Source organism: Streptomyces sp. B5E4, from assembly GCF_039871555.1.
GTDB lineage: Bacteria > Actinomycetota > Actinomycetes > Streptomycetales > Streptomycetaceae > Streptomyces.
Map to the genome: position 1 here is coordinate 68,863 of NZ_JBDPMI010000018.1, position 16,350 is coordinate 85,212.

13 protein-coding genes are annotated in these 16,350 nt (G+C 74.4%); 5 read left to right on the top strand and 8 right to left on the bottom strand.

The window, feature by feature from the left end; genetic code table 11:
- The first annotated feature begins 11 nt into the window (after positions 1–11).
- The 4 genes from ABGA99_RS22420 (at position 12) to ABGA99_RS22435 (ending at position 5,897) form a co-directional block, all read left to right on the top strand.
- On the top strand, positions 12–605 hold the full coding sequence (locus ABGA99_RS22420; RefSeq protein WP_347579959.1) for a 3'-5' exonuclease: 594 nt from the start codon (positions 12–14) through the stop codon (positions 603–605).
- A 49-nt stretch (positions 606–654) separates the two neighbouring features.
- A complete protein-coding gene (locus ABGA99_RS22425; RefSeq protein ID WP_347583292.1) occupies positions 655–1,587 on the top strand; it encodes a dihydrodipicolinate synthase family protein in 933 nt (310 codons plus the stop codon).
- A gap of 99 nt (positions 1,588–1,686) precedes the next feature.
- Positions 1,687–4,725, top strand: a complete 3,039-nt coding sequence (locus ABGA99_RS22430; protein ID WP_347583293.1) for a family 16 glycoside hydrolase — start codon at positions 1,687–1,689, stop codon at positions 4,723–4,725.
- A gap of 149 nt (positions 4,726–4,874) precedes the next feature.
- Positions 4,875–5,897 (top strand): AraC family transcriptional regulator, encoded by a 1,023-nt coding sequence (locus tag ABGA99_RS22435; RefSeq protein ID WP_347579956.1) that lies wholly within the window; start codon positions 4,875–4,877, stop codon positions 5,895–5,897.
- Here the strand turns inward: ABGA99_RS22435 and ABGA99_RS22440 are convergent.
- Together ABGA99_RS22440 and ABGA99_RS22445 are read right to left on the bottom strand one after the other, a co-directional pair.
- Complete coding sequence (locus tag ABGA99_RS22440; RefSeq protein ID WP_347583294.1) at positions 5,884–6,777, bottom strand: hypothetical protein; 894 nt, start codon at positions 6,775–6,777, stop codon at positions 5,884–5,886. The genes ABGA99_RS22435 and ABGA99_RS22440 overlap by 14 nt on opposite strands.
- Positions 6,778–6,819: 42 nt before the next feature.
- Complete coding sequence (locus ABGA99_RS22445) at positions 6,820–7,269, bottom strand: hypothetical protein (protein ID WP_347579954.1); 450 nt, start codon at positions 7,267–7,269, stop codon at positions 6,820–6,822.
- 247 nt (positions 7,270–7,516) lie between these two features.
- Between ABGA99_RS22445 and ABGA99_RS22450 the strand changes: the two genes are divergently transcribed.
- Positions 7,517–8,290 (top strand): hypothetical protein, encoded by a 774-nt coding sequence (locus ABGA99_RS22450; protein WP_347583295.1) that lies wholly within the window; start codon positions 7,517–7,519, stop codon positions 8,288–8,290.
- Positions 8,291–8,365: 75 nt separating this feature from the next.
- Here ABGA99_RS22450 and ABGA99_RS22455 read toward each other — a convergent pair whose 3' ends face one another.
- The 6 genes from ABGA99_RS22455 to ABGA99_RS22480 all read right to left on the bottom strand — a co-directional run bounded on the left by ABGA99_RS22455 (position 8,366) and on the right by ABGA99_RS22480 (position 16,326).
- The gene (locus ABGA99_RS22455; RefSeq protein WP_347583306.1) at positions 8,366–11,059 is read right to left on the bottom strand and encodes an FAD/NAD(P)-binding protein; all 2,694 of its coding nucleotides are present in this window, start codon (positions 11,057–11,059) and stop codon (positions 8,366–8,368) included.
- Positions 11,060–11,574: 515 nt separating this feature from the next.
- Positions 11,575–12,513, bottom strand: coding sequence for an LLM class flavin-dependent oxidoreductase (locus tag ABGA99_RS22460; protein WP_347579952.1), 939 nt, complete (start codon positions 12,511–12,513; stop codon positions 11,575–11,577).
- 55 nt (positions 12,514–12,568) lie between these two features.
- On the bottom strand, positions 12,569–13,102 hold the full coding sequence (locus ABGA99_RS22465; protein ID WP_347579951.1) for a winged helix-turn-helix domain-containing protein: 534 nt from the start codon (positions 13,100–13,102) through the stop codon (positions 12,569–12,571).
- A 39-nt stretch (positions 13,103–13,141) separates the two neighbouring features.
- Entirely contained in the window at positions 13,142–14,548 is a 1,407-nt protein-coding gene (locus ABGA99_RS22470; protein ID WP_347583296.1) for a sulfatase-like hydrolase/transferase, read from the bottom strand.
- Positions 14,549–14,860: 312 nt separating this feature from the next.
- On the bottom strand, positions 14,861–15,400 hold the full coding sequence (locus ABGA99_RS22475; protein ID WP_347583297.1) for a carboxymuconolactone decarboxylase family protein: 540 nt from the start codon (positions 15,398–15,400) through the stop codon (positions 14,861–14,863).
- Entirely contained in the window at positions 15,397–16,326 is a 930-nt protein-coding gene (locus ABGA99_RS22480; protein WP_347579948.1) for an SDR family oxidoreductase, read from the bottom strand. Before ABGA99_RS22480 ends, ABGA99_RS22475 begins: the two co-directional genes overlap by 4 nt.
- Positions 16,327–16,350 lie beyond the last annotated feature (24 nt).

The following is a 16,350-nucleotide window of genomic DNA, read 5'->3' on the forward strand; positions in this document are numbered from 1 at the left end:
AGGAGGGCCCCGTGCCGTCATTCATCGTCTTCGACCTGGAGTTCACCACGTGGCCGGGAGCACCGGAGCGGGACTGGTCGGCGCCGGGCGAGCTGCGGGAGATCGTGCAGATCGGCGCCCTGCGGCTGGACGCGGAGTTCGCGGTGGCGGAGGAGTTCGAGACCCTGGTCCGGCCCGTCGTCAACCCGCGGCTGTCCCCGTACTTCACCGACCTGACCGGCATCGACCAGGAGACCGTCGACCGCGAGGGCCGCGACCCCGCGGCGGCGCTCGGCGACTTCCTCGGCTTCTGCGCGGGCCGCTCGGTGCTCTCGTACGGCAACGACATGATCGTGCTCGGCGAGAACGTCGGCTGGGCCCGGGCCCGCGGCGAGCAGGTCGCGCACGGCTTCCTGTCCCACGGCTTCCTCAACGTGCGCCCCTGGCTCAACACCCTCGCCCCGCAGACCGCGTCGGCCAACTCCGGCAGGCTCTGGCAGGTCCTCGGCCTGTCCAGGCCCGCTGCGGGCGCCGAGCACTCGGCGCTCTTCGACTGCCACTCCATCGCCGCCGCGCTCCGGCATCTCCACGACGGGGGCGCCCCGCTCCCCGCGGGCTGGCTCTAGGACCAACGGCCCGTGCCGGCCCCCGACGCCGGGCTCGTACGCTCCAGGCATGACACCACTCAGAGCGAAGGACATCACCGGGGTCTGGGGAACGCTGCTGCTGCCGCTGGACGCCGGGGACGCGATCGACCGGGGCCGGCTGGCCGGACAACTGGACGCGCTGCTGGACGCGGGCCTGCACGGGATCTACGCGCACGGCACGGCCGGTGAGTTCCACACCCTGACCGAGGACGAGTTCGACGGCATCAACGAACTGCTCGCCGAGCGGTGCACCGCCGCGGGCGTGCCGTTCCAGATCGGCGCCTCCCACCCGGTGGCGCAGACCGCCCTCGCCCGGGTGCGCCGCGCCCGCGAACTGGCGCCCGGCGCGCTGCAGGTGATCCTGCCGGACTGGCTGCCGCTCGCCGACGACGAGGCCGTCGCGTTCCTCGCCCGGATCGCCGAGGCGGCGGATCCGGTGCCGCTGGTGCTCTACAACCCGCCGCACGCCAAGACCCCGGTGTCACCCACGCTGCTGGGCCGGCTGCTGGACGACGTGCCCGCGCTCGTCGGGCTGAAGACCGCGGGCGGCGACGACGACTGGTACGAGGCCGTACGTCCGGACGCCGCCCGCTGCTCCGTCTTCGTCCCCGGCCATCTGCTGGCCTCCGGTATCGCCCGCGGCGCGCACGGCAGTTACTCCAACGTCGCCGCCCTCGCCCCGGCCGGCTCGGTCCGCTGGTACGAGTCGATGCACACCGACCCGGCCGCCGCCCTGGACGTCCAGCGCCGGCTGGCCGAGCTGTTCCGCCGGCACATCGCGCCACTCCAGGCCCGCGGCCTGTCGAATCCGGCGCTCGACAAGTTCCTGGCCGCCGTGGGCGGTTGGGCCGACACGGGGGTACGCACCCGCTGGCCGGCCACCCCCGCGCCCGAGGAGGCCGTGCTCCCCGCCCGCCGCGACGCCCGTGAGCTGGTTCCGGAACTTTTTTCTCTCGGATGACAAAGTATGGACAGGCCCGGACGAAGTCTTTAGGCTCAGCGCCGCACCCGCCCGGAATCCGAAGGTTCTTCCCGCCCCCTTTCGCGTCTGGAGGAACGAATGTCCGCACGGCTGTACCAACGAGTCCGCAGACGGATGACCACGGTGCTCGCGGCGGCCTTCCTCGTCGGCGGGGTCTGGGCCGCACCCGCCGGCGCCGACCCCGCACCCGACCCCGAACGGGCCCCCGGCCCGCAGAACCAGCCCTTCGCCGAACTCCCGCCGCAGGAGCCCGGCGTGACGCTGCGCACGTACGACGTGCAGGTCCCGCTCGACGAGATCTGTACGCTCAAGCCCGCGCAGACCCCGAACGTCGACAAGCTGATGCCGCAGATCGACTTCTCGACCGCCGGGGACTTCGGTTTCGAGGACAACTTCGTCTCGCACACCATCGCCAACGTCAACGTGCCCCAGGACGGCACGTACACCTTCCGCCTCACCAGTGACGACGGCTCACGGCTGCTCATCGACAACGAGGTCGTCATCGACCACGACGGACTGCACGGCACCGATCCCCCCAAGGACGGCACCGTCGAGCTGACCGCCGGCTACCACTCGCTGTTCATCGAGCACTTCGAGCGCGGCGGCGGCCAGCAGGTCACCCTGGCCTGGCAGCCCCCGGGCGCCGGCGGCTTCACCACCGTGCCGAACTCGGTGCTCAGCACCGACGCCGGCGTCGTCCGCGTCACCGCGCCGGGCCGCAAGGAGTGCGAGGGCTTCACCGACTCGCCCGGCGACGGCCTGCCGTTGAACAGCGTCCACCCGGACTTCAAGCTGACCGACCTGCGCCCCGAGGGCTTCGAGCCGCAGGTGTCCGCGATGGACTGGCTGCCCGACGGCCGGCTCGCGGTGGCCACCTGGGGCGGCACCGACAACGTCACCGGCGAGGTCTACCTCCTCGACAACGTCACCGGCGACACCTCGCCCGAGAAGGTGACGGTGGAGAAGGTCGCCGAGGGCCTGAAGGAGCCGATGGGCATCAAGTATGTCGATGGTTCCCTCTACGTCTCGCAGAAGCACGAGCTGACGCGGCTGAAGGACGACGACGGCGACGACGTCACCGACGCGTACGAGACCGTCGCCACCTGGCCGTTCGGCGGCAACTTCCACGAGTTCGCCTTCGGCCTGCTCTACAAGGACGGGTTCTTCTACCTGAACCTGTCCGTCAGCATCAACTACGGCGGCGCCACCACCGACCCGCAGCCCGCCGAGAACCGCGGCACCACCGTCAAGGTGAGCCGCAAGACCGGCAAGGTCAGTTACGTCGCGGGCGGTCTGCGCACCCCCAACGGCATCGGCTGGGGGCCGAACGACGACCTGTTCGTCCTGGACAACCAGGGCGGCTGGCTGCCGTCGTCGAAGCTCCTGCACGTCAAGCAGGACCGCTTCTTCAACCACTACACCAACCCCGACGGGCCGTTCGACGACAAGCCCGTCACCCAGCCCGTGCTCTGGCTGCCGCAGAACGAGATAGCCAACTCGCCCAGCACGCCGCTGTACATGGAGAAGGGCACGTTCGCGGGCCAGCTCCTCTTCGGCGACGTCACCTACGGCGGCATCCAGCGGGCCGACCTGCAGAAGGTCGACGGCGACTACCAGGGCGCCGTCTTCCGCATGACCCAGGGCCTGGAGGCCGGCGTCAACCGCATCAGCATGGGCCCCGACGGCGCCATCTACGCCGGCGGCCTGGGCGCGGGCGGCAACTGGGGCCAGCCCGGCAAGCTGACCCACGGCCTGCAGAAGCTGACGCCCGGCGGGAACGACGCCTTCGACATCGTCTCGATGGACGCCACCAGGACCGGCTTCGAGATGCGGTACACCAAGCCGCTGTCGCAGGAGACGGCAGACGCGCTCGCCGAGAGCTACTCGGTCACCCAGTGGCGCTACGTCCCCACCCCCGAGTACGGCGGCCCCAAGGTGGACGAGGAGGTGCTGCCGGTGACCTCCGCGGAGCTGTCGGACGACCGCAAGAAGGTCACCCTTCAGATCCCCGGCCTGAAGCCGGGCCACGTGGTGCACGTGCGCTCCCCGCGCCCGTTCACCGCCGAGGGCGGCCAGGAGCTGTGGAGCACCGAGGCGTGGTACACGCTGAACAACATCCCCGGTGACGAGGACCGCGTGCCCACCGCGTACGAGGCCGAGGAGGCCCGGCTCGACGGCGGCGCGAAGCTCGCCTACGACCACGCCGGCCACTCCGGCCGCGGCTTCGCCGCCGGCTACGGCACCAAGGGCGCCTCCACCACGTTCGACGTCACGACCCAAAAGGGAGGCACCTACGACGTCGGACTGCGCTACTCCAACGGCCCGGACCCCTTCACCGGCACCAAGACGGTCAGCATGTACGTCAACGGCACGAAGGTGAAGCAGGCGCAGCTCGCGTCCACCGGCACCTGGAAGGAGTGGACGACCAAGACCGAGAAGGTCTCGCTGCGGGCGGGCAGGAACACCATCCGCTACGTCAACGAGGGGGACGACACCGGGCACGTCAACCTCGACATGATCAGCGTCCACCCCAGCGGCGAGCCCGTCACGCTCTTCGACGGCGCGGACCGCTCCGCCTTCCAGCACGTGGACGGCAGGACGCCGGAGTGGCCGCTGCTCGACGGCGAGGCCATGGAGGTCTGCTGCGGCGACATCCGCACGAAGAAGGCGTACGAGGACTTCAAGCTGCACGTGGAGTTCTGGCTGCCCGAACTGCCGCCGGACGTCACCGGGCAGGACCGCGCGAACAGCGGCGTGTACCTCCAGGAGCGGTACGAGGTCCAGATCCTCGACTCGTACGGCAAGGACCCGCTGGCGAACGACGACGCCGCCGCCATCTACAAGAAGAAGGCGGCCGACGTGAACGCGGCGAAGCCGCCGGGCACCTGGCAGACGTACGACATCACCTTCCGCGCCGCCCGCTTCGACGCGGACGGCAAGAAGACCGAGAACGCGCGTATCTCGGTGGTGTGGAACGGCGTCAAGGTCCAGGACGACGTCGCCGTCGACGGCCCCACCGGGGCCGGGAAGGCGGAGACGCCGGTCGCCGGCGCCATCCGCCTCCAGGACCACGGCAACGCGGTCCGCTACCGCAACATCACCGTCCAGCCCCTGTGATCCGGCGGTGAGCCCTCACCGGCCCCGGAGCCCCACGGCTCCGGGGCCGGTGCACGTCCGGCCCGGACCCGGCCCGGTCTCGCCCTGGAACCCGGCCAGGGCGTGGCGCGGGGCGAATAATATGTGCGGCATCCGACCGAGGGGGCGCGGTGATCGAGACACTGTTCCGCACGCAGGACGTGCCGGCTGCCGACCGTGCGGAGGCGTGGCGCGATCAGATATCCAGGCTGCACGCTCCGCTCGACCTGGGCAGTCGTCCCGGTCCCGGCTTCCACGCCGACATGCGCCTGCTGAAGATGGAGCGGGTGCTCGTGTGGCCGAACGTCATCGATCCCGTCGTCGTCCGGCGCACCCCGCGGCTCATCCGTCAGTGCGACCCGGAGATGTTCCACCTCTCGCTGCTCGTACGGGGGGCCGTGGGGGTCGACGACGGCGGCGTCGACGCGGTGTTCGGCCCGTACGACCTGCGTACCAACCACTCCTCCCATGCCCTGGCCGTCCATGTCCGGGAGCGGGTGGAGGCGGTCAGCGTCGAGGTGCCCCGCGCCGCGCTGGCGCTTGCCCCGGCTCAGGTGCAAAGGGTGTCGGGCCGCGGCCTGTCGGGGCGCTCGGGCATCGGCGCGTTACTCGCGGAGTTCCTCAGGGGGCTGGTCGACGAGGCCGGTGTGTACACGGCCGCCGACCTGCCGCGGCTGGAGACGGTCTTCGTCGACCTGCTGTCCGCGCTGCTGGCCCGCGAGACCGACGCCGAGGACCTGCTCACGCCGGAGGCCCGCGCACGGACCCGGACCCTGGAGATCCAGTCCTTCATCCTGCGGAACCTGCACGATCCCGAGCTGACACCGGCGGCCGTCGCCGCCGCGCACCACATCTCCCCGAGCTACCTCCACCGCCTCTTCCGCGGCCACGGGCCGGGGGCCACCGTCGCGGACTGGATCCGCGGCCGGCGCCTGGAACGGGCCAGGCGCATCCTCGGCGATCCGGCGCAGCGCGCGGTGCCCGTCCACCGGGTCGCCAGCCGGTGCGGTTTCGAGCACCACGCCGTCTTCACCCGCGCGTTCAGCGCCGCCTACGGCCTGACGCCCCGCGACTACCGGCGCGCGGCGCTCACCACGCCCGGCACCTCCTCGCCGTCCGCCGCCGGGCCGCCGGCCGGGGTCAGCCCCCGTTGAGGGCCTTGTCGGCGTTGTGCCGGTAGCGCTCCAGGTCCCGCTTCAGTTCCCTGAACCTCCCGGGCTCCCGGGCGATCAGATCACGCTGGATGCCCGTCTCGGCGGCTGCCCGCACGGCGACGAGGTCGCTCTCCCGCTTGCACCCGACGTCCGCGACGGCGACCGAGATCTCCCGGGAGGTGACACGCTTCGCGTCGAGGTTCCAGGAACGGTCCTCGATCGCCGCAAGCGGGGTGTCGTAGTCGAACCCCCGCTCGCTCATGCACGTACGCCACCGGGAGACGGCCGACCGGACCGGCGGGGCGGCGGCCGAGGCGTCGACCGATGCGAAGTCGTACGCGGTGAACCACTCCGCTCCCGGCACGGCGCCACCGGCGCTCAGCCGCGCGGCGGCCTCGTCCGCGCAGCCGCCCTCGCCGAGGAGGGTCCGCTCCTCGGCCGGGCCCAGGGCGGCGAGCCAGGAACGCTGCGCCTTGAGGTCACGGGCCTCCCGGGGGTCGTCGGGCACGTGGTAGCCGTGCCGCCGCGCCGTCGACTCGTCCGCCACGCCGTAGCGGCGGTCGTTCCCGCCGCTTGCCGCCCCGGGGTCCCCCGCCGCCCCCGCCGCCGTCCGCGCCGGCGGCCTGGTCCAGCTGTGGCCCGCACGCTCCATGCACTGTCGCATCAGCTCGCCTTCCGCCGCCTGGATCACGGCGACGTCGCCGGCGGTGAGCCGGTAGTCGTCGAACGGCAGGACGATCCGGTCGGCCGGCTGCCCGACGGGCCGGGAGGACCCGGCCTCCGGCGCGGCGGAACCGCAACCGGTGGCCAGGGCCACGGCGGCGAGCAGGAGAGCCGGCCGCGTCAGCGGGCCGCGCTCGCCCGGGGCGCGAGGGAACACCGCATGTACTCCTGTGCGTTCGGTCGGCGGGGATCGGTGGGTTCAGCAGGTGATGTCGAGCGAGCTGGCCCGGTTGTCCCCGATGCCCGTGCCGTACAGCTCTTCCGCGGAGAGGTTCTGCAACAGCAGCGAGGAGGCGCCGGTGCGGCTGGGGTGCTGGTAGATGACGGCGCAGGTGGCGATGCTGGTCTTGAGGGAACTCGTCTCGTTGTCCATCCCGTCACCGCTGTCGTTGCTGCTGCGGTTCAGCCAGTTGTTGTTCCGGAAGTCGTCGTCGCTGCCGACGAAGGTGCGCCAGTGGTCCGATGACGCCGGCCCCGACGAACCGCCGTTGAAGTTCGTGTTCTCGAAGAGGCAGACGCGAGGACTCTGACTGTCCTGGTCGCAGCCGCCGCGCGGCCCGGCCTGGGCGGGGGCGGTGAAGAGGGTGCCGAGCGCGGCCAGGGACGCCGCGGAGACGGTGACTGCGGTGAGCATGGACTTGGTTCGCACGTGAACGTCCTTCGGGAGGTCCGGGTCTTCTGACGGCGAGAACGCCTGCTCACAGCGTTCCAGCAGGGAGGGCGCGAGTCCTTGTCGCTGAGTGGACAGTTCCTGGACACTGCGTGGCCCGGCCCGCCGCGGCCCCGGAAAGCGACCAAAGTCGTACCCGCGCCGGGCTCCGCAGACCTTCGGCCGATCCGCCGCCCCGCCCCGCGTCCGTAGCGTCGCCCGGGACCGGCAGGAAGGACGAACGACGATGGATTCCGGAGCACCCGCGATGTCCCGTGACGACCGCCACGGCGGCGACCCCGGCGACCCCGGCGGCGAGCGCCTCCGCAAGCGCGCCGCCGCCACGGTGGGCCCCGGCCTGCTGTACCGCCTGCTGCTGCTCGCCGGCCTGCCGGCGCTCGGCCTCTTCCTCGGCTGGCTCGTGCCGCGCGTCGCGGACGAGGTCGCCGGGCTGAAGTGGGCGCCGATGAAAGGCCCGTTCGAGCTGGTCGCCTCCTTCGACGACGGCTGGACCGCGGTCGCGGGACCCGTCGTCGGGCTGGTGCTGGGGCTGGGCGGCGGGCTCCTCCTGTACGTACTGGCGATGCGCGTGACCTTCGAGGACGACACGATACGGATCGACAAGGACGGCGAGTCCCGCATCCTGGCCCGCGCCGAGGTCGCCGCCGCCTTCCTGGACAAGGACCGGCTGGTGATCCTCGACGCCGCCTCCCGCCAACTGCTGCGCAGGCCCACCGACCTGGAGTCCGCCGACCTCGCCCGGGGCTTCACCGCGCACGGCTACCGGTGGCTGCACGAGGACCCGTACGCCGGCTGCTACCACCGCTGGGTGCGCGACTCCGCGGAGCTGTCCGCGGCGGCCAACGCCGTGGTGAAGGCCCGGGAGCACGCGCTCAAGAAGAAGAACGCCACCGACGTGGAGGAACTGCGCGAGGAGGCGCAGCGCCTCGGCTACGTGCTGCGCGAGGAGGGCACGCGCCAGTACTGGCGCCCGCTGCGGCCGGAGGCCGAGGAGGACTGAGCGCGGGCCCTGCGCTGCTCCGTACGGCGCGGCCCGCGGGGCGACGCCGTACGGACAGGCCGTGCCGTACGGAGGTCAGTCCAGCCCGGGCAGGGCCGCGAGGCGGCGGTGGTCGGCGGGGGAGTCGCGGCGGTCGAGCCGGGTCTCCAGCAGCCGCCGGGCCGCCTCGCACCTGCCGCCCGACACCAGCGCGAACAGCAGCGTCTCCTCCACCACTTCGCGCTGCGCCGCGCTGCCGCCGACCTTGCGCAGCACCGGCCGGATCGACTCCAGCCGCGCCACCGCGTCCGGCCAGCGCTCCTCCAGCACCGCTTCCAGCGCCTCGCACAGCGGCGCGACGACCTCACGCTGCACCGGGTCCGCGCCCGCCGCGTGCGCACGCAGGCGGCGCAGCGCCGCCAGGTCGCCCGCGGCGGTCAGCGCCACCGCGCTGTGCATCGCGGTGAACGGCGTCGCCGGCCGCTCCACGACCTCCCGCTCGACCGCCGCCAGCACGCCCTCCACCGGCTGCTCGCCGGTCCAGCACCCGGACATCCGGGCCCGCCACAGCAGCGACCCCGAGTCCACCAGCGCCCGCACTCCGTTCACCCGGCCCGGCGCCAACTGCGCGAACCAGCGCCGCCGTACCGCGTCCGGGTCGTCGAGCGCGAGCTCGTGCAGGGCGACGTGCCAGGAGAAGTGCGCCCGGTGCGTGGCGCCGCGGCCCTGGTCGCCGATCCAGCCGTCCAGCCAGTCCCGCCCGCGCTCGTGGGCCCCGGTCTCGTAGTGGACGTGGGCGAGCGCGTGCACGGCGTGACCCGCGGCCGGCTCCACGGCCAGCGCCCGTCGGGCCAGTTCCCCGGCCTCGTCGAAGCGGCCGTCGTCCTGGCGCATGAAGGCCAGCAGCGAGGTGTGGAACCAGTGCCCCTCGTACGCGGACGTGGTGCGCTCCACCAGCCGGCGGGCCATGGCGCCGTCGAGGTCGGTGACGCCCGAGAACGCGATGGTGGGCACGGCGACGCTCAGCGCCAGCGCGTCGCCCGGGTACGCGGCCAGGTGCCGGGTCAGCGCCTCGTCACCGCCGGAGCCGGCGATCCGCCGGGTCACGACCTCCACGAAGGCCCGCTCCCGCTCGTCCGCGCGTTCGTGCGCGGCGCGCTGCGCGTCGGCCAGCGCCCGCGGGACGTCGACCTCGGCGCCGCACTCGTGCCCGACGAGCGCGAGCGCCGCGTGCCCGAGGGCGAAGCCGGGGTCCAGCTCCACGGCCCGGGCGAGCGCGGTCTCGGCGCCGGCGCGGACTTTCAGCAGCCGCTCCAGCCCCACCCGGTACGAGGCGGCGGCAGCGGCGTGCGTGGAAAGGGGCAGGCCGTTGATGTCCGTGGGCCGGCGCCGGCCCCGTACCGGCTCGCGCAGCGGCTCCAGCACGGCGGCGGCGACCTCGGCGGCCTGGACGCGGATCTCCGGCACGGCGGTGGTCTCCCACAGCTCCCCGCGGCGGGCCGCGCCGAGGGTGAACAGCGGCGGGGGAGCGGCGCCGGGGGAGCCGGCCCGTATCGCCGGGTCGCGGCCCGGGCGCAGCCGGCCGGCGTCGGTGGCCACCCCGATGCCCAGCGGGCCAGGCGTGGCGATGCCGTCCGCGAGCAGCCCCCGCCACAGCGGGTCGGCGCACTCCTCGACGCGCAGCCCCGGACCGGTGCAGTCGACCACCCAGCCGACGCGCAGCGTCCGGCCGTCGCTCAGCGTGACGGCCAGGCCGCCGTCAGGACCCTCGGCGACGTCCCGCACCTGCCCGGTGTGCAGCCGCAGCCGCCGGGCGGCCAGGGCCCGCCGTACGGACTCCGCGGTGGCCGGGGGCATGCGGTGGCGGTGGACGTTCCAGCGGGAGGCGTCGCGGGCCAGGAAGTCGGCCCGGTCGTCGTCGGAGAGCCGGGCCCACATCGCCTGCGTCAGCGGGCGCAGCCCGTCCACGGCGGGACGCCAGTCGCCGTGGGCGCGTACGGCGGCGGCCACGTGGCGGCGCACGGCGGCGCGCAGCTCCGCCAGCGGCAGCCCGGGCAGGCCGGGGTCCGCCTGGAGGGGCGGCAGCGCGGTCAGGGCATGCGGGCGGGGCAGTTCGCCGCCGCGGGAGACGGCATGCACGCGGCGGCCGGGCCGCTCCAGGGTCAGCGCCATGTCCACGGCGGTCAGGCCGGTGCCGACGAGCAGTACGTCGGCGGCGGCGTGCGCGTCCTCCGCAAGTGCGTCGAGGGCGCCGGGCGCCCAGGGGTCGGGGACGAAGCGGTCGCTGGTGCGCAGGGCCGCCGGGGCCCAGGCGCGGGGACCGGGCGTGGGTCCGGTGGCGATGACGACGCTGTCGGCCCGCTGGGTACGACCGTCGGCGAGGCGCAGGGTGGCGCGCCCGCCGGCGGTCCACGTACAGCCCGTCGCCTTCGTCCGCAGCCGCCTGACCGCGACGGTGCCGTGGGCGCGGATGACGGCCTGGCCGAGGGAGTCGGCCAGATAGGCGCCGTAGCGGTGCCGGGAGACGAAATCGCAGGCGGAGGCGGCCGGCTCGCCGTGGGCGCGGAGCCAGCGCACGAAGTGCGTGGGGTCGTCCGGGTAGCAGCTCATGCCGCCGGCCGGGACGTTCAGCCGGTGCCGCGGGTCGGGGGTGGCGTACGCGACGCCGCGGCCCGCCTCGGGCGCCGGGTCGATCAGCACCAGCTCCAGCGGCGTGCTGCGCCGGACGGCGGTCTCGCAGAGCTGCATCGCGGTCAGGGCCCCCGCGGCGCCCGCGCCGACGACGGCCACGACATGGCGGGCGGAACCAGCGGCGGGGGAAGACGAAGGCGCGGCCACGGTACCTCCAGCTGAGCCGGGAACTGACTCGTCCATGATCTCGCGTCCCGGGTTCGGGTCCACCCCCGGGCACCTGTTGACGTGACGAGGCTACTGCTTCCATAATTCCTAGCACACCGATGGGAATACTAGGAATCGGTCGGAGACGGTGACCGGACCGCGGAGACGCGAGGCCGTACCGGGCTCCACACAGACGGGCAGGGCCCTTCGCTAACCCGGAGGAGTGCGAAGGGCCCTGCTCCCTTCCACGGCCGCTCCTGCACGGCCGTCCGGTTCACGGAAATGCGCGTACGTGACCGGCGTACGCCCCCCAGGACGCCCCGGCCGGTGCCAGCACCGCCGGCCGCGGGCGGCACGGCAGCGGCCCCGTACGGCTCACTGAGCCGTACGGGGCCGCTGCGTTGCCGGCGCCCCGGTCCTCCCGCGGGGGCCGGCGGCCGGGCGGTCTGCGGCCGGGCGGCCGGCGGTCAGGCCGTCGGCGCCAGGTGCTCGCGGAGCGTCCGCCCGCGGTAGCCGGAGCGGAACACCCCGCGCTCGCGCAGCTTGGGCACCAGCCCGTACACGACCGCGAGCAGGTCGGTGGCCGCATGCGCCGGCAGCAGGTGGAAGCCGTCGGCCACCCCCTCCGCGTGCCACTCGGCCAGGATTCCCGCCAACTCGGCCGGCGACCCGGCGAAGTGCAGCGTCTCCGCCCGCGGCCGCAGCCCGCGCCCGCCGCCGCGGCCGAGATCCACCCCGAGGCGCAGCAGCACCCGCAGGGCGTGCGGGTCGCGGCCCGCGGCCGCCGCCTGGTGCTTGAGCGCCGCGCGGCAGACCTGGGCGGCCGCCGGGTGCTCGGCGTCCAGGAGCACCACGTCGGCGTGCCGGGCGGCCTGCAGCCAGCGCCGGTCGGGACCGTGCACGTCGAGCACCACCGCCACCGGCGGCCGGTGCGGCCGGCGCAGCCGGGCGCCGGACAGGGGCCGGCGGGCGGTGGGGCGCCGGCCGGGCCCGCCCGCGCCGTGCGCGTCCCGGACGTGCGGCTGCGTGCCGAAGGGGCCGTCGCCGGGCAGCGCGGTGCGTACCAGCCAGCCGGCCCGGCCGTCGACGGCGATGCGTGCCGCGGCGGACGTCAGCGGCGCGAACCGCCCCGCGGGCAGCGCCGCGACGGCCGGGACGAGCCCGATGCGGCTGGTGCTGCCGGCCGCCCGGGCGAGCACGGCCAGCACGTCGAGCCGCCCCGGGCCGCCGCCCGGACCGCCGGCGCCGTCGAGCGTGACGAAGTCGAGACCGCCCTGCTCGGCCAGGCGCACCAGCCGGGTCCAGCGCGCGTACGGCGGCGGGGGGCTCGCGCCGCCGGCGTGGGCGGGGCGGTGGTCGTCGGTCGCGTCGTCGAGGGCTGCGGAGAGGTGGAGCTGGGCGGCCATGGGGAGCTCGCCTTTCGGTAGGGGAGGAACGGAGAGGGGGCGAGACCGGGGCGCGTCAGGGCTCGATCGGCTCGTACTTGTAGCCCATGCGCCGGACCGTGACGATCCGGTGCCGGTGGGCCGCGCCGAGCTTGCGGCGCAGCCGCGCGACGTGGACGTCGACCGTGCGGCCGTCGCCGACGTGGCTGTAGCCCCAGACGGTGGTCACCAGCGACTCGCGCGAGTGCACCCGGCGGGGGTGGGCGACGAGATGGGCGAGCAGCTCGAACTCCAGGAACGTCAGGTCCATCGGCTGCCCGTCCACCTCGGCCACCCGCCGCTCCACGTCGATGCGCACGGGCCCGCCGCCGGGCGGCGCGTCCGGCGGGCCCGCGCTCTGCGGCGCCCGCTGCAGCGGCGCGGCGTCGGCGCCCTCGGCCAGGAGGTCCGCGGGATCGAGGCCCGGCGGCACGAGCACGACGTAGCCGAGGAGCGGCTTGCCGTCCGCGGTGCGCTCGCCGTGCCGTGCGGGCTCACGCACCAGGCGCAGATGGCGTACGGCGCCCGCGGCTTCGCCCCCGGTTCCCTGGGCGGGGAGGGAGTGGGTCATGGGTCGGTCTCCTTCGGGTGGTCGGAGCGGGACGGGCGGTCAGCCGGCGGCCGGCGCGGGGTACGGCAGCAGACCGGCGTCCGTCTTCTCCCACGCGGTACGCAGCCGGGCCAGCAACTCGGGCCGTACGGACGCCTTGTCGGCCCGCTCGCGCGGGTCGTGGGCGAGGTCGAAGAGGCGGTCCGCGCCGTCCTTGCCGCGGTGGTACTTCCAGTCGCCGCGGCGCAGCGCCCGCTCCCCGCGCACCCGCCAGAACAGGTCCCGCTCGGGCGGGTCCTCGCCGCGCAGCAGGTAGCCGGCGAGGCTGCGGCCGTCGAGCGGATGGGAGGCGGCCGGGCGGGCGCCGCCCAGCTCCAGCAGCGTGGCGGTCCAGTCGGGGGAGTACAGCGGCACGTGGCTGACCTGGCCGCCGTCCAGGCGCGCGGGCCAGCGGGCGATCTGCGGTATGCGTATCCCGCCCTCCTGCAGCGACGCCTTCTCGCCGGACAGCGGCCACTGGTGGGACCAGCGCTCGCCGCCGTTGTCGCTGGCGAAGACGACGAGGGTGTCGCGCTCCTGCCCGCTCGCGCGCAGCGCGGCGAGCACCTGGCCGACGGAGCGGTCGAGGTCCTCGACCATGTCGCGGTACTTCTCCAGCGAGCCGCCGTCCGCGTGCCACAGGGCGCGGCGGTCGCCGGCCTTGATGCGGCGGACGATCTCGGCGCTCTCCGCCTCGTCGCCGTCGGCGATCCACGGCCAGTGCGGGGTGGTGAAGTTGAGGTTGAGCAGCCACGGCTGTGCGTCGCGGGTGCGCAGGTGCCGTACGGCGCGCTCGGTGAGCACTCTGGTGTAGTAGCGCAGGTCGCGGTACTCGACCTCGCCCTCGTACAGGTCGTACTCGCCGCCGGAGCCGAGCTTGGAGTAGTACTCCAGGGCGCCGCCGAAGTTGCCGAAGAAGCTGTCCCAGCCGGAGCGCGTGGGGCTGTAGTCCGGCAGGAAGCCGCAGTGCCACTTGCCGATGAGCGCCGTGGCGTAGCCGGCGTCGCGCAGCAGGGACGCGAGCGTCGGGTGGCCGGGCTCCAGGCCCGCCGACCTGTCGGCGATCGGCTCCGCGAGCCCGCCTTCGGTACGGCCGGGGTGCCGGCCGGTGTAGAGCGAGAAGCGGGTCGGCGAGCAGGTCGCCGAGCCCGAGTAGGCCTGGGTGAACCGCACGCCCTGGCGGGCGAGCCGGTCCAGGTGCGGCGTGCGGATGTGCGGGGAGCCGTAGCCGGAGAGGTCCGCCCAGCCGAGGTCGTCGGCGAGGACGAAGAGGATGTTGGGCCGCCGCGCCGTGCGGTCGGCGGCGGCGCGGAAGGGGGTTTCGGAGGTCTGGGCGACGGCGGGCGAGGCGGCGGTGCCGAGGGCGGCCGCGGTGGCGGCGGAGCCCAGCAGTCCGCCGAAGGCGCGGCGGGACGGGGAGGAGGACATGGGTCTCCCGAGGACGGAGGGCAGGGGGAGCCGGCCCACCGGCGCGCGGACGGCGACGGCTGCGGCGCGGGCGGGTCAGGGGTGCGGAGGAAGTCGGCCGGCGGCTAGCCGTGACGGCAGACGGCGCTGGCTACGTGACAGAAGTCGACGTGCCTGCGGCGGAAGAGAAGCGCCCGCGTCGAGGACATGCCCACCATCCTGCGTACCGCGCTGGCCTGCGTCAATGGTTTTCCTAGAAATTTGGTCGGAAAACTGTGGAACGGCTGAATGCCGACCCCTGATCGGGGGTACGGGAGGGCCGCGGCGGGCCCGCTAGCGGGCCGCGTCCGGCGCCAGGCGCAGTGCGGCGATGGTCGTGGCGAGCATCTCGTAGTGCCCGGCGAGCAGCAGCAGTTCGATGGCCGCCTGCTCGTCCAGGTGTGTCCGCAGCCGTCGCCAGAGCGCGTCGTCCAGGTCCCGGTCGTGGTGCAGCGCGTCGACGGCGGCGAGCAGGGCGCCCTCCCGCTCCGTCCACCCGTCCGCGTCGGGCCCGGCCTCGACCCGGGCCACGTCGGCGGGGGTCAGCCCGGCCCGGCGGCCGAGCCTGCGGTGGTGCTCGAACTCGTACGCGCAGCCGCACAGATGCGCCACCCGCAGGATCACCAGCTCCGTCTCCCGGCGCGGCAGCGTGCCGCGGGGCATCAGCCGGCCGGCGAACCGCAGCCAGCCCCGGAACAGCCGGCGGTGCCGGCCGAGGACGAGGAAGAGCGCGGGCGGCCGGGTGCCGGCGACGCGGCCCGCCGCGCGGCTGAGCAGCCAGGTCGCCGCGCCCACGTCGCGGCGCCCGCCGGGGGCGATGCGCGGCGCGCTCACCGTGCGTCCCCGTCCTTCGGGGGCAGCCGGTCGCCGCCGGGAGCGGTCCGCTCGGGCGGGGCGAGGACCGCGCGGCGCAGCAGCCGGTGGGTGGCGGAGTTCATCGCCCGCATCGCCAGCGCGTACAGCGGCGGCGCCACGCGCTGCAGCCCGTGCGCGGCCCGTACCCCCGCGGAGGTGTGCACCAGATAGCGGTTCCGTGCCACGCCCTTGAGGATCATTCCGGCGACCGCCTCCGGCGACTCCGCCTGCCGGCGGAAGCCTGCCTGGAGCCGCTTGAACGCCTTGCTCTCCTTGTCCACGCCGACGATCTCCACGGTCTCGGTCAGCGGCGTGTCCACCGCGCCGGGACAGACCAGGCTGACGCCGATGCCGTGCCGGCGCAGGTCGAAGCGGAGCACCTCGGAGACGCCGCGCAGCCCGAACTTGCCCGCGCTGTACGCCGCGTGCCACGGCAGTCCGAGCAGGCCCGCCGCCGAGGAGACGTTGACCAGGTGCCCGCCCCGGCCGGCCGCGATCATCGGCGGCACGAACGCCTCGATGACGTGCACCGGGCCCATCAGGTTGACCTCGACCATGGCGCGCCAGTGCCGGTGCTCCAGATGCTCCACCGTGCCCCACGCCGAGATCCCGGCGATGTTCATCACCACGTCCATCGGCCCGGCCGCAGCGGCGTGCACGTCGTCGGCCACGGCCCGTACCGCGTCGAGGTCGGCGATGTCGGCGGTGCCCGCGTGGCGTACGGTCCCGCCCCGGGCCCGTAGCCACGCGACGGTGGCGTCGAGGCGGTCCCCGTCCAGGTCGGTGAGGAACAGCTCCGCGCCGCGGGCCGCGGCCAGCGCGGCGGTGGCGCGGCCGATGCCGCCCGCCGCGCCGGTGACGAAGACCCGTCGTCCCGTCAGATCCCTGAACCCCGGTCGCTTCATCTACCGCACGGTAACGTCCCGCGC